The following is a 12,863-nucleotide window of genomic DNA, read 5'->3' as shown; positions in this document are numbered from 1 at the left end:
GCCAGCGCCTTGGCCAGCTCGGTCTTGCCCACGCCCGTCGGGCCCAGGAACAGGAACGAACCCGTCGGCCGGTCCGGGTCCGCGATGCCCGCACGAGTGCGCCGCACCGCGTCCGACACCGCCCGTACCGCCTCGCCCTGGCCGATCAGACGCCGGCCCAGCTCGTCCTCCATGCGGAGCAGCTTCTGGGTCTCGCCCTCCAGCAGGCGCCCGGCCGGAATCCCGGTCCAGGCACCCACCACGTCGGCGATGTCGTCGGGGCCGACCTCGTCCTTGACCATCGTCCCCTTGGACGCCTCGGCCTCGGCCTCGGTGGCCTCCGCCAGCTCGCGCTCCAGGGCCGGGATCTCGCCGTAGAGCAGCTTGGAGGCCGAGTCGAAGTCGCCGTCGCGCTGGGCGCGCTCCGCCTGGCCGCGCAGGTCGTCCAGGCGCTCCTTGAGCTCGCCGACGCGGTTGAGGGACTGCTTCTCCTTCTCCCAGCGGGCGGTCAGGCCGCGCAGCTCCTCCTCCTTGTCGGCGAGGTCCTTGCGCAGCTTGTCGAGGCGCTCGCGGGAGGCAGGGTCGGACTCGTTCTTCAGCGCGAGCTCCTCCATCCGCAGCCGGTCCACCGAGCGCTGGAGCTCGTCGATCTCCAGCGGGGAGGAGTCGATCTCCATGCGCAGGCGGGATGCGGCCTCGTCGACGAGGTCGATGGCCTTGTCGGGGAGGAACCGGGAGGTGATGTACCTGTCCGAGAGCGTCGCCGCCGCGACCAGCGCGCTGTCGTTGATGACGACCTTGTGGTGGGCCTCGTAGCGGCCCTTCAGCCCGCGCAGGATCGCGATGGTGTCCTCGACGGACGGCTCGGCGACCAGCACCTGCTGGAAGCGGCGCTCCAGTGCCGGGTCCTTCTCGATCCGCTCGCGGTACTCGTCCAGCGTGGTCGCGCCGACCATGCGCAGCTCGCCGCGGGCCAGCATCGGCTTGAGCATGTTGCCCGCGTCCATCGCCGAATCGCCGCCGGCGCCCGCGCCGACGACCGTGTGCAGCTCGTCGATGAAGGTGATGATCTGACCGTCGCTCGACTTGATCTCGGCGAGGACCGTCTTGAGGCGCTCCTCGAACTCGCCGCGGTACTTGGCGCCCGCGACCATCGCGCCCAGGTCCAGGGAGACCAGCCGCTTGTTCTTCAACGACTCCGGGACATCGCCCTTCACGATCCGCTGCGCGAGACCCTCGACCACGGCCGTCTTGCCCACGCCGGGCTCGCCGATGAGCACCGGATTGTTCTTCGTACGGCGCGACAGGACCTGCACGACCCGCCGGATCTCCTGGTCCCGGCCGATCACCGGGTCGAGCTTGCCCTCACGGGCGGCCGCCGTGAAATCGGTGCCGAACTTCTCCAGGGCCTTGTACTGGCCCTCGGGATCGGGGGTGGTCACCCGCCGTCCTCCTCGTGCGTTCTCGAAGGCGGCCAGCAGCTTCTTCTCGCTCGCGCCCTGGTGGACAAGGACCTCACCGGCCGCGCCGCCCTTGGCGGCGATGGCGATGAGGAGGTGTTCTGTGGAGAGGTACTCGTCGCCGAGCCTGCCGGCCTGTGCGTCGGCCTCGGCGAGTACGGCGAGCAGGTCGCGGGTGGGCTGCGGGGGCGCGACCGTGGAGCCGGTGACGCTGGGCAGGGCGGCCAGCAGCCGCTCCGCCCCGCCCCGCACGGCGGCCTGGTCGGCCTCGGTGGCGGCGAGGAGGTCGGTGACGTTCTCGTTGTCCTCGCCGGCGAGCAGGGCCAGCAGCAGGTGCGCGGGGGTCAGGTCCGCGTGGCCGTCCTTGACGGCCCTGCTGGTGGCTGCGTTCAGCGCGTCCCGGCTCTTGTTGGTCAGCTCGGCGTCCACGTGCGACTTCTCCTCTCCGTACGGGTTCATGCGGCGCGTGCACCAGCCATGAATCTGACATGGGCAACGTGCACAAAGTTGAGTCTATTCCACTCAAGGCCGGAGCCGTACCCTTCGCGCATGTCCCATGACGTACTCAACCCGACGCCCGAGTACCTCGCCTTCTGGCAGGAGCGGCACGTCTGCACCCTCACCACACCGCGCCCCGACGGCACGCCGCACGTGGTGCCGGTGGGCGTGACGTACGACCCGGAGGCCGGCCTGGCGCGGGTGATCAGCAACAAGAACAGCAAGAAGATCCGCAACATCCTGGCCGCCCAGGCGGGGCCGCAGGGCGGCGCGCGGGTCGCGGTCTGCCAGATGGAGGGGCGCCGCTGGGCCACCCTCGAAGGGCGCGCGGTGATCCGTACGGACGAGGCCTCGGTCGCCGAGGCGGTACGCCGCTACGCGGAGCGGTACGGGCGGATGCCCTCGCCCAATCCGGACCGGGTCGTCATGGAGATCGCCCTGGACCGGGCCATGGGGCGCGCCTGAGCGGCACCCGGCGGGCTTCGAAGTTGTCCGGTTCAACTACTGGACGCGGACATCACAACGGCGCCATCGTGGTCAGGTCCACGATGGCGCCGTTGTGTGGGGGTAGCGCCTGAGCGATCTGCAACGACGGGGGAATCGCTTCAGGCACTGCGGGGGGTGGCGGTGGTGATATCGGGTTCGAAGAGCTGGTGATCGCGCTGATCCAGATTGACGAAGACCATGCCGTACCTGACCTCGCAGCGGACGGGCTGCGGCGCGCCCCGGGGGCGGCGCAGGCAGCGGTAGGCACGGACGTCTTCGTCCTCCTCGCGAACCACGACGATCGGCTGGCCGAACAGGGTGACCATCAACGAATCGCCGACATGGGGGATGGCGGTGGCAAGGTCGATGAACTGCCACCCTGAGCGGTACGCGGAAGCCATCTCGCGGCGGAAGCCGCGGTCGTCGGGGGTCATGCGGATCCCTCCCCAGCAGGCCCGGTGTGCCCATCCGTGCCGGGCTCGGCGGGCATCGCGTGCCAGCCGGTGTCCGCCCGAACAGAACCCGTACCCTCTGCTCCGGCGCCACCACCTCCCAGTGCCGCATAGGCTGCAATAGTGGAGAAAAGAACGGCAAGCGCCGAGCGAAGCATTCTCTTGTACATGGTCGGCTTCGTCCTCACTTGATGGAATCCTCTCCCCCGCGTGTCAGACGATGGCTCATTTGGGCACGTCAATGCCACAGGCACGATGCATCATGTTCTTGCATGTTCAGGACCCTGGGGGGTGGAGATTTGCCCAATATCAGCATAAATCCGACACATCGCCACCCCGTCACGGAGCTTTGCGACGAAGGCAGGCGGCTCTACGCGGCCGCCCTCAGCGCGGGACGCGTAGCCCGGGCGGATATCGCGAACGCCCCCTGCTTGCTGGAATTCGCGCTCCTGCACCCAGACCCTGATGACGAAAACTCGCTCCGTCCGGTTCCACCGGCCGTGGCCCTCGCCCAGCGCCTGCACCCCCTGGAGCGGGAGATCCAGGACCGCCGCCGCCATTCGGTCGAACTGACGGACTCCTTCGAACCGTTCATGACCATCAGTGCGCAGACCCCTTCGAGCACGCACGCCATCACCGTGCTGGAGGGGTTCGACTCGATCAGCGCGGCCCTCGACCTCGCTTCCGCCGAGTGCCACACCGAGGTACTGACCGTACAGCCCGGCGGGGGCCGGCCGACGATCTCCCTGACTCAGGCCCTCGAACGCGAACAGCCCCTGCTCGACCGCGGTGTCAGCATCCGCACCCTCTACCAGCACACGGTCCGGCACAGCCAAGGCACGCTCGCCTATGTGGACCGCATCTCCAAGGGAAAGGTTGAGATCCGCACCCTTGAGGAACTGATCGAGCGCCTCATCGTATTCGACCGCACCGTGGCCTTCATCCCGGCCCGTGACGACCGGCGGATCGCCCTCGAACTGCGGCACCCCGGACTGGTCGAGTATCTCGTGAAGGTGTTCGAGCAGCTGTGGCGGCGCGCCACGCCCCTGAACGAGGAAGTGACCTACACGCCCACCCCCGAAGGGATTTCGGGCGTCCAGCGGTCCATCGCGCAGCTCCTCGTCGAAGGACACGTGGACGAGGCCATCGCGCGCCGGCTGGGGATGAACGTACGGACCTGCCGCGCGCACATCGCCAAGCTCGCCTCCGCCCTGGGCAGCGGCAGCAGGGCCCAACTCGGCTTCCTCATCGCCAAGTCGGGAATCCTCAAGGACCAGGAGCTCTGAGAACGGCCCCCACAGGGCCGCCACGGGCCCCTGTGGCGGCACGCCGTGCCGCGGGTACGCCGAAGGCCCCGGTCCGGTGGACCGGGGCCTCCCTGCGCCTGCTACGGCTGTGGCTGCTGCGACTGTGGCCGCGCCTGTCGGCCGCGGGTCAGTCCTGCGGACGCTTGGGGCGCCACACGACCAGCGCGTTGCCCGGCACCGGCGGCTGGTACGGGACCAGGTCGCGGCGGTACGAGGCGTGGACCTGGGCCTCGCGCTGCTGGAGCACCGCGGCCGCACCGTCGACCGCCGCCGAGAGCTCGGCCACGCGCTGCTGGAGCGCGGCGACCTGGTTCTCCAGCTCGATGATCCGCTTGATGCCCGCGAGGTTGATGCCCTCGTCCTGGGACAACGCCTGCACCGTGCGGAGCAGTTCGATGTCGCGGGCCGAGTAGCGCCGGCCGCGGCCGGCCGTACGGTCCGGGGAGACCAGGCCGAGGCGGTCGTACTGGCGGAGGGTCTGCGGATGCAGGCCCGAGAGCTGGGCGGCCACCGAGATCACGTAGACCGGTGTCTCATCGGTCAGTTGGTAGTGGCTCCTGCGGCGGCCGTCCATGTCATGCTCCCTTCGCGGACTCGAACAGCATGGCGCGCGGGTCTTCCGATCCGCTCGCGTCGCGGTACATCTCCAGCGCCTCACGGGCCTTGTCGGACAGCTCCGCGGGGACGGCCACCTCGACCGTCACCAGCAGGTCGCCCCGGGTGCCGTCCTTGCGGACCGCGCCCTTGCCACGGGCCCTCATCGTGCGGCCGCCCGGCGTGCCCGGCGGCAGTTTCAGCGTCACCGCGGGGCCGTTCAGCGTCGGCACCTTGATGTCGGCGCCCAGCGCCGCCTCCACGAACGTCACCGGCACGGTCACCGTGAGGTTGTCGTCCTTGCGGCCGAACACCGGGTGCGGGTCGACATGCACGACGACGTACAGATCGCCGGCGGGTCCGCCGCGCTCGCCCGGTGCGCCCTTGCCGCGCAGCCGGATCCGCTGGCCGTCGAAGACGCCCGCCGGGATCCGGACCTGCATCGTCCGGGAACTGCGGGCCCGGCCGCTGCCCTTGCAGATGTCGCAGGGGGTCTCCGCGATCAGACCGCGGCCCTTGCAGTCCGCGCAGGGGTCGGTCAGCGAGAAGCCGCCGCCGCTGCCGCGCGAGACCTGGCCGGTGCCGACGCAGGTCGGGCACACCCGCGGGGTGCCGTTCTTGTCGCCGGTGCCCGAGCAGGCCTTGCACGGGGACTGGGAGGACATCCGGAGCGGGACCGTGGCCCCGTCCACCGCCTCAGTGAAGGAGAGGGTGACCTCCGACTCGATGTCCTGGCCGCGGCGCGGCTGGGTACGGGTGCCCGTACCGGCCGCGCCACCGCGGTTGAACAGGCCGCCGAACACATCGCCCAGGCCGCCGCCGAAGCCGCCGCCCGAGCCGCCGCCCGGCTGCGAACCGCCGAAGAGGTCGCCGAGGTCGAAGTTGAACGAGCCGCCGCCCGCGCCCGGACCGGGGCGGAAGCCGCCGTTGCCGAACAGCGCGCGGGCCTCGTCGTACTCCTTGCGCTTCTTCGCGTCGCCGAGGATGTCGTTCGCCTCGGAGATCTCCTTGAAGCGCTCCTCGGCCGAGGCGTCGCCCTTGTTGGCGTCCGGGTGGAACTCGCGCGCGAGCTTCCGGTACGCCTTCTTGATCTCGGCCTCGGTGGCGTCCTTCGGGACACCGAGAACCTTGTAGTAGTCCTTCTCCACGAAGTCCTTCGTGCTCATCCCCGGTGTCCCTCCTCCCGTACCTCTACGTGTTCAACTTCAGCCCTTGTCGGGGGCATCCGTGTCCTTGTCCGACGGCGCGTCGGCCTCCGCCGACTCGGACTTGGGGGCCGCGCCCGGCTGGGGCTCGGCCACCGCGACCCGCGCGGGGCGGATCGTACGCTCGCCGATCCGGTACCCCGGCTGCAGGATCGCCACGCAGGTCGTCTCGGTGACGTCCGGCGCGTACGAGTGCATCAGGGCCTCGTGGATCGTCGGGTCGAAGGGCTCGCCCTCCTTGCCGAACTGCTGCAGGCCCATCTTGGCCGCGGCGGTCTCCAGCGATTCGGCCACCGACTTGAAGCCGCCGACCAGCTCGCCATGCTCCCGCGCCCGGCCGATGTCGTCCAGGGTCGGGAGGAGCTCCGTCAGGAGGGACGCGACCGCGATCTCCTTGACGGCGATCCGGTCCCGCTCCACCCGGCGGCGGTAGTTCTGGTACTCCGCCTGGAGCCGCTGGAGGTCCGCGGTGCGCTCGCCGAGCGCGGTACGGGTCTGGTCCAGCTGCGCCAGAAGGGCTACATCCGGTGCGCTTGCGTCCCCAGCCGGGGCCGCCGCCTCCTCCTTGGAGGAATCGGCGGCCTTCGGCTCGTCGGGCGTGCCGTCGACGGGGACTTCGGGCTTCTCGTCGAAGCCCGGGGTCTCCTCCGACATCAGGCAGCGCCGCCCTTCGGCTTCTCGTCGTCGACGATCTCGGCGTCGACGACGTCGTCAGCGGCGTCCGCGGCGTGCTGGGCACCCTCGGCGCCCGCGGCACCGGCGGCACCCTGAGCGGCCTGGGCGTCGGCGTAGATCGCCTGGCCGAGCTTCTGGCTGACCGCCGCGAGCTTCTCGGTCGCGGTGCGGATCTCGGCCGTGTCCTCGCCCTTCAGCGTCTCCTTCAGCTCGGAGACGGCGGACTCGACCTCGGTCTTGACCTCGGCCGGGACCTTGTCCTCGTTGTCCTTGAGGAACTTCTCCGTCTGGTAGACGAGCTGCTCGCCCTGGTTGCGGGACTCGGCCGCCTCCTTGCGGCGCAGGTCCTCGTCCGCGTACTGCTCCGCCTCCTGACGCATGCGGTCGACCTCGTCCTTGCCGAGCGAGGAGCCGCCGGTGACGGTCATCTTCTGCTCCTTGCCCGTGCCAAGGTCCTTGGCCGTGACGTGCATGATGCCGTTCGCGTCGATGTCGAAGGAGACCTCGATCTGCGGGATGCCGCGCGGGGCCGGCGGCAGACCGGTCAGCTCGAACATGCCGAGCTTCTTGTTGTACGCCGCGATCTCGCGCTCGCCCTGGTAGACCTGGATCTGCACGGACGGCTGGTTGTCCTCGGCCGTCGTGAAGATCTCGGACCGCTTGGTCGGGATCGTGGTGTTGCGCTCGATGAGCTTGGTCATGATGCCGCCCTTGGTCTCGATGCCGAGGGACAGCGGGGTCACGTCGAGGAGCAGGACGTCCTTGACCTCACCCTTGAGCACACCGGCCTGGAGGGTGGCGCCGATGGCGACGACCTCGTCCGGGTTGACGCCCTTGTTGGCGTCCTGGCCGCCCGTGAGCTCCTTGACGAGCTCGGCCACGGCCGGCATGCGGGTGGAGCCGCCGACCAGGACCACGTGGTCGATCTCGGACAGCGCGATGCCGGCGTCCTTGATGACGTTGTGGAACGGGGTCTTGCAGCGGTCGAGCAGGTCCGAGGTCAGCTGCTGGAACTGGGCGCGGGTGAGCTTCTCGTCCAGGTGCAGCGGGCCCTCGGCGGAAGCCGTGATGTAGGGCAGGTTGATCGAGGTCTCCGTAGAGGAGGACAGCTCGATCTTCGCCTTCTCGGCGGCCTCGCGCAGACGCTGGAGCGCCATCTTGTCCTTGGACAGGTCGACGCCGTGGCCGTTGGCGAACTGCTTCACGAGGTAGTCGACGACGCGCTGGTCCCAGTCGTCGCCACCGAGGTGGTTGTCACCGTTGGTGGCCTTGACCTCGACGACACCGTCGCCGATCTCCAGGAGCGACACGTCGAAGGTGCCGCCACCGAGGTCGAAGACGAGAATGGTCTGGTCGTCCTTGTCGAGGCCGTAGGCCAGGGCGGCGGCCGTCGGCTCGTTGACAATGCGCAGGACGTTCAGGCCCGCGATCTCGCCGGCCTCCTTCGTCGCCTGGCGCTCGGAGTCGTTGAAGTAGGCCGGGACGGTGATGACCGCGTCCGTGACCTTCTCGCCCAGGTACGCCTCGGCGTCGCGCTTCAGCTTCTGCAGGATGAAGGCGCTCATCTGCTGCGGGTTGAAGTCCTTGCCATCCAGGTTGATCTTCCAGTCAGTGCCCATGTGGCGCTTGACGGAGCGGATGGTCCGGTCCACGTTCGTGACCGCCTGGCGCTTGGCCACCTCGCCGACGAGGACCTCGCCGTTCTTGGCGAAGGCGACGACGGACGGCGTGGTCCTGGCGCCCTCGGCGTTGGTGATGACGGTGGGCTCGCCGCCTTCCAGAACGCTGACGACGGAGTTAGTGGTGCCCAGGTCGATGCCGACCGCACGTGCCATTTTGATTCCTCCAGCTGACTTGAGTGGAACAGACTCAAGGATGCCGCACCGCCGCGCGGACGTCAACAGACCTGAGTCCAGGCGACTCAACCTTTAGGCGGTCCTTACGCGCAACTACCGGCGTTCGAGGCGCGGGACCCGGGGTGGAGCCCCTGGAGTAGCGGCGCAGCCGAACGGGGCACCGCCGCCGCGCGGCACCGCACCACCGCCGGAGGCGTACGGCACGGTGCTGGCATGCCTCTGCTGCTGACCCTCCCCGCCCGGCCAGGGCAACGGCCGGCCGGGCCGCCGGCCAAGCGGGTGCTCGACCTCCTCGGCGCGGCGACCCTGCTGGCCCTGCTCGGCCCGCCGCTCGCGGCCGTAGCGGGGCTGCTGTACGTGACCCAGGGCGGGCGGCCCTTCGTACGGGAGCCCGCCGCCGGCCTGGCCGGGGCGCCGTTCCGGACCTGGCGGCTGCGCACGGCCGCGGCGGGCCGCCTCGGCGAGGCCCTGGAGCGGTGCGCCCTGGACGCGCTGCCACAGCTGCTCAACGTGGCGCGGGGCGAGATGTCCCTGGTCGGGCCGCGTCCTGAGCCCCGTACGGACCGGCCCGAGCGGCTCCTCGTACGGCCCGGCATGACCGGGCTGTGGCAGGTGAGCGCCCGCTCGGACCTGCCCTGGGAGGAGATGGACCTGCTGGACCGGCACTATGTGGAGAACCACTGGCTCGGGATGGATCTGGCGATCCTCGCGCAGACCCCGCGGGCCGCCTGGCGACAGAGGCGAGCCTGAGCGACGCAGATCACCGCGCGCTCGGCTACATTGCGGCGTCGGGACTGGGTAACCTCAAGCCTTGACTGGATAAGTTACCGCTTAGTAAGTGCCGCCCGAGGAGCCCTCCCATGCAACTCGCCGCGATCATCGTGTCGCTGGTCCTGACCGTGCCCGGCGTCGCGCTGCTCGCCCGAGCCGTGGCGAAGATCTACCGGTTCGTCAAGCTCGGCCAGCCCGTCCCCGCGGGCAGCCGAACGGACCGGCCGAAGGCCCGTACCCTCACCCTGATCAGGGAGTTCCTCGGCCACAGCCGGATGAACCAGTGGGGGATCATCGGCTTCGCCCACTGGTTCGTGGCCATCGGCTTCCTGACGCTGCCGCCCACCCTGGTCCAGGCGTACGGGCAGCTCTTCAAGGCCGACTGGCTGCTGCCGCTCGTCGGCGACTGGCTGCCCTTCGAGCTCTACACCGAGCTCATCGGCCTGATGACCGTCGTCGGCATCGTCATCCTGATCGCGATCCGGATGCTCAGCCTCCCCTCGCGGGCAGGTCGCAAGTCGCGCTTCGCCGGCTCGAAGTCCGGGCAGGCGTACTTCGTCGAGACCGTGATCATCACCATCGGCCTCGCGATCCTGACGCTGCGCGGCCTTGAGGGTGCGATCCACCACGTCGACAGCTACCAGCCGGCGTACCTCGCCTCGTACCCGCTGGTGCTGGCCTTCAAGGGCCTCTCGCTCGGCGCGCTGCAGAACGCCATCTACTTCACCGCGATGATCAAGATCAGCGTCTCGCTGATCTGGATGATCGTGGTCGGCCTCAACACCAACATGGGTGTGGCCTGGCACCGCTTCCTCGCCTTCCCGAACATCTGGTTCAAGCGCAAGGCCGACGGCTCCACCGCGCTCGGCGCCCTGCAGCCCATGACCAGCGGCGGCAAGGTCATCGACTTCGAGGACCCGGGCGAGGACGACGTCTTCGGCGTCTCCCAGGTCGAGCAGTTCTCCTGGAAGGGCATCCTCGACTTCTCCACGTGCACCGAGTGCGGCCGCTGCCAGTCGCAGTGCCCCGCCTGGAACACGGGCAAGCCGCTGTCCCCGAAGCTCCTGATCATGTCGCTGCGCGACCACGCGCACGCCAAGGCCCCGTACCTGCTGGCCGGCGGCGGCAAGGACATGGAGGGCAACGAGAAGGCGACGGCCGAGCAGCTCAAGGACGTCCCGGCCGAGGCACTCGCCGAGGCGGAGCGCCCGCTGATCGGGACCGCCGAGGAGAACGGCGTCATCGACCCGGACGTGCTGTGGTCCTGCACCACCTGCGGTGCGTGCGTGGAGCAGTGCCCGGTCGACATCGAGCACATCGACCACATCGTCGACATGCGCCGCTACCAGGTGATGATCGAGAGCGCGTTCCCGTCCGAGGCGGGCACGATGCTCAAGAACCTGGAGAAGAAGGGCAACCCCTGGGGCCTCGCCAAGAAGCAGCGGGTGGAGTGGACCAAGGAGGTCGACTTCGAGGTCCCGATCATCGGCAAGGACGCGGAGGACCTCTCCGAGTTCGACTACCTGTACTGGGTCGGCTGCGCGGGCGCCCTGGAGGACCGGGCCAAGAAGACCACGAAGGCCTTCGCCGAGCTGCTCAACATCGCGGGCGTCAAGTTCGCGATCATGGGCGGCGACGAGAAGTGCACCGGTGACTCCCCGCGCCGCCTGGGCAACGAGCCGCTGTTCCAGCAGCTCGCCCAGGAGAACGTGGCCATGCTCAACATGGCCTTCGGCGAGGACGACGAGGACCCGGAGACGAAGAAGCCGAAGTCGGCGAAGCGCATCGTCTCGACCTGCCCGCACTGCTTCAACACCATCGCGAACGAGTACCCGCAGCTGGGCGGCGAGTACGAGGTCATCCACCACACGCAGCTGCTCCAGCACCTGATCGACGAGGGCCGCCTCACGCCGGTCACGCCGGTCGACGGCCTGATCACGTACCACGACCCGTGCTACCTGGGCCGGCACAACAAGGTCTATACGCCGCCGCGCGAGATCATGTCGGCCGTGCCGGGGCTGCGGCAGCAGGAGATGCACCGCCACAAGGAGCGGGGCTTCTGCTGTGGCGCCGGTGGCGCGCGGATGTGGATGGAGGAGCGGATCGGCAAGCGCATCAACAACGAGCGCGTCGACGAGGCCCTGTCCCTGAACCCGGACATCGTCTCGACGGCCTGCCCGTTCTGCCTGGTGATGCTCACCGACTCGGTGAACGGCAAGAAGAACGACGGCCAGGCCAAGGAGCACGTGCAGGTCGTGGACGTGGCGCAGCTGCTGCTGGACTCGGTGAAGACGCCGGAGCCGGTGGGCGCGCCCGCGGCCGACGGGGCGGAGGCCGAGGCGGAGGCGGAAGCGTCCGACGAGGCCGGGGCCAAGTAGCCCGTACGACGCGACGAGACGCGACGCGACGCGAGAACGGCCGGTCCCCTGTGGGGGCCGGCCGTTTCGTATGTGCGTCTGTGCGCGTCAGGCGCGGTTGCGCCGCAGCATGGCGAAGCCGAGTCCCGCGGCGCCCACGGCGGCCATACCGCCGCCGGCGGCCAGCAGCAGCGGGGTGTCGGCCTCCGGCGTCGGCACGCCCTCCGCACCGGCCTTCACGCCGCCCTTGGGGACGATCTTGTGGCCGGTGGCGGTGCCGGTGGCGGGCTTGGCGGTGGGCTGGGCGGGCTTGGCGGGCTTCTCGTCCCGGACGGTGTACTTCTCGATGAGCTTGCCGTCGAAGCCGTAGACCCAGCTGTTGCCGCCGTTCTTGCCGTCGATGACGACGAACTTCGCGCGGTGGCCGTCCTGGACGATCTTGTACGTCCAGCCGTCGTTCTGCGCGGTCGGGTTCTTGAGGTCGATCGTGCCGAGGAAGTTGCCGTTCGGCATGGAGAGCTCGACGCGCTTGCCCTTCGGGCCGTCGACCAGCTTCGCGATGCGCCCGTCGGGCATGGTGATCCGTACCGAGGTCTCCTTCTTGACCTGCGGCTTCGGCTTCTCGACGGGCTTCGGCGCGCCCTCGATCCACGAGGTCACGGTGCCGTTGGGCTGGAGGACGACGTGCATGCCGTTGTTCTGGCCGTAGGCCGGGGAGCCGCCCTTGCTGACCAGGGTGTCCAGCTTGGTCGGGCCGTCGAAGATCTCGGCCTCGAAGTGGTCGTCGCTGATCTTGTAGACCTTGGCGACCGTGCCGTCGGCCAGCTTCACGGTGGTGACGAACGCGCGGAGTCCCGGCTTCACCGGAGGCGTGGTGGGCCGGGCCGAGGGGTCCACGGAGGGCTTGACGGACGGGTCGACGGAGGGCTCCACAGACGGCTCCACGGACGGCTCCACGGACGGCTCCACCGTCGGCTGCTCGATGCCGGGCAGGACCTCGGCGTCCGGGCCGGCCGGGGAGTCCGCGAAGGCGGACCCGACCGGGAGGGCCAGGACGGCGGCCGCGCCGGCGACGACGGCGGCGGTACGGAGGGTGGTGCAGCGGGTGCGGCGCATGTGGAGGGCTCTTCTCGTGCTCGTTCGTGGATGCTCGCGGCGGCGGCGACGGATACGAAGCTACGGGTCCGATATGTGCGTATTCCGTCGGCGATGTAACGAAGGGC

General features: G+C 69.5%; 11 protein-coding genes. 4 read left to right on the top strand and 7 right to left on the bottom strand.

What is annotated here, in order from left to right:
* The coding region (locus tag AB0M99_RS22095) for an AAA family ATPase (RefSeq protein ID WP_365922919.1) at nt 1-1,868 on the bottom strand (1,868 nt) is incomplete at its 3' end.
* 120 nt (nt 1,869-1,988) lie between these two features.
* Between AB0M99_RS22095 and AB0M99_RS22090 the strand changes: the two genes are divergently transcribed.
* On the top strand, nt 1,989-2,402 hold the full coding sequence (locus AB0M99_RS22090) for a pyridoxamine 5'-phosphate oxidase family protein (protein ID WP_365922907.1): 414 nt from the start codon (nt 1,989-1,991) through the stop codon (nt 2,400-2,402).
* 140 nt (nt 2,403-2,542) lie between these two features.
* Here AB0M99_RS22090 and AB0M99_RS22085 read toward each other — a convergent pair whose 3' ends face one another.
* On the bottom strand, nt 2,543-2,863 hold the full coding sequence (locus tag AB0M99_RS22085; protein ID WP_365922917.1) for a (2Fe-2S)-binding protein: 321 nt from the start codon (nt 2,861-2,863) through the stop codon (nt 2,543-2,545).
* A 284-nt stretch (nt 2,864-3,147) separates the two neighbouring features.
* On the opposite strand from AB0M99_RS22085, the gene AB0M99_RS22080 reads away from it, so the two are divergent.
* Nucleotides 3,148-4,161, top strand: a complete 1,014-nt coding sequence (locus AB0M99_RS22080) for a helix-turn-helix transcriptional regulator (protein ID WP_365922905.1) — start codon at nt 3,148-3,150, stop codon at nt 4,159-4,161.
* A 148-nt stretch (nt 4,162-4,309) separates the two neighbouring features.
* On the opposite strand, the gene AB0M99_RS22075 is transcribed toward AB0M99_RS22080, so the two are convergent.
* Genes AB0M99_RS22075 through dnaK form a run of 4 tightly spaced genes read right to left on the bottom strand, consistent with a single transcriptional unit; the run spans nt 4,310 to nt 8,491 of the window.
* The gene (locus AB0M99_RS22075; RefSeq protein ID WP_365922903.1) at nt 4,310-4,756 is read right to left on the bottom strand and encodes a helix-turn-helix domain-containing protein; all 447 of its coding nucleotides are present in this window, start codon (nt 4,754-4,756) and stop codon (nt 4,310-4,312) included.
* Nucleotide 4,757: 1 nt separating this feature from the next.
* Nucleotides 4,758-5,942, bottom strand: a complete 1,185-nt coding sequence (gene dnaJ / locus AB0M99_RS22070; RefSeq protein WP_365922902.1) for a molecular chaperone DnaJ — start codon at nt 5,940-5,942, stop codon at nt 4,758-4,760.
* 39 nt (nt 5,943-5,981) lie between these two features.
* A complete protein-coding gene (gene grpE, locus AB0M99_RS22065; protein WP_365922900.1) occupies nt 5,982-6,635 on the bottom strand; it encodes a nucleotide exchange factor GrpE in 654 nt (217 codons plus the stop codon).
* Nucleotides 6,635-8,491, bottom strand: coding sequence for a molecular chaperone DnaK (gene dnaK, locus AB0M99_RS22060; protein ID WP_365922898.1), 1,857 nt, complete (start codon nt 8,489-8,491; stop codon nt 6,635-6,637). The genes grpE and dnaK overlap by 1 nt, the downstream gene beginning before the upstream one ends.
* Nucleotides 8,492-8,725: 234 nt before the next feature.
* Between dnaK and AB0M99_RS22055 the strand changes: the two genes are divergently transcribed.
* Together AB0M99_RS22055 and AB0M99_RS22050 are read left to right on the top strand one after the other, a co-directional pair.
* Nucleotides 8,726-9,262 (top strand): sugar transferase, encoded by a 537-nt coding sequence (locus AB0M99_RS22055; RefSeq protein ID WP_365922896.1) that lies wholly within the window; start codon nt 8,726-8,728, stop codon nt 9,260-9,262.
* A gap of 110 nt (nt 9,263-9,372) precedes the next feature.
* Nucleotides 9,373-11,661 carry a (Fe-S)-binding protein gene (locus tag AB0M99_RS22050; protein ID WP_365922895.1) on the top strand — a complete coding sequence of 763 codons (2,289 nt, stop codon included), beginning with the start codon at nt 9,373-9,375 and terminating at the stop codon, nt 11,659-11,661.
* Nucleotides 11,662-11,748: 87 nt separating this feature from the next.
* On the opposite strand, the gene AB0M99_RS22045 is transcribed toward AB0M99_RS22050, so the two are convergent.
* Nucleotides 11,749-12,756, bottom strand: a complete 1,008-nt coding sequence (locus AB0M99_RS22045; RefSeq protein ID WP_365922893.1) for a hypothetical protein — start codon at nt 12,754-12,756, stop codon at nt 11,749-11,751.
* Between the last annotated feature and the right edge of the window lie 107 nt (nt 12,757-12,863).

It is taken from the genome of Streptomyces sp. NPDC051183 (genome assembly GCF_040682455.1).
Classification (GTDB): domain Bacteria; phylum Actinomycetota; class Actinomycetes; order Streptomycetales; family Streptomycetaceae; genus Streptomyces.
This window is presented reverse-complemented; position numbering and strand designations above follow the sequence as displayed.

Excerpts from the sequence above, each read along its gene's own strand:
- AB0M99_RS22090 (WP_365922907.1), top strand. The coding sequence starts at position 1,989 with ATGTCCCATGACGTACTCAACCCGACGCCCGAGTACCTCGCCTTCTGG.
- AB0M99_RS22080 (WP_365922905.1), top strand. The coding sequence starts at position 3,148 with ATGTTCAGGACCCTGGGGGGTGGAGATTTGCCCAATATCAGCATAAAT.
- AB0M99_RS22075 (WP_365922903.1), bottom strand. The coding sequence starts at position 4,756 with ATGGACGGCCGCCGCAGGAGCCACTACCAACTGACCGATGAGACACCG.
- dnaJ (WP_365922902.1), bottom strand. The coding sequence starts at position 5,942 with ATGAGCACGAAGGACTTCGTGGAGAAGGACTACTACAAGGTTCTCGGT.
- grpE (WP_365922900.1), bottom strand. The coding sequence starts at position 6,635 with ATGTCGGAGGAGACCCCGGGCTTCGACGAGAAGCCCGAAGTCCCCGTC.
- dnaK (WP_365922898.1), bottom strand. The coding sequence starts at position 8,491 with ATGGCACGTGCGGTCGGCATCGACCTGGGCACCACTAACTCCGTCGTC.
- AB0M99_RS22055 (WP_365922896.1), top strand. The coding sequence starts at position 8,726 with ATGCCTCTGCTGCTGACCCTCCCCGCCCGGCCAGGGCAACGGCCGGCC.
- AB0M99_RS22050 (WP_365922895.1), top strand. The coding sequence starts at position 9,373 with ATGCAACTCGCCGCGATCATCGTGTCGCTGGTCCTGACCGTGCCCGGC.
- AB0M99_RS22045 (WP_365922893.1), bottom strand. The coding sequence starts at position 12,756 with ATGCGCCGCACCCGCTGCACCACCCTCCGTACCGCCGCCGTCGTCGCC.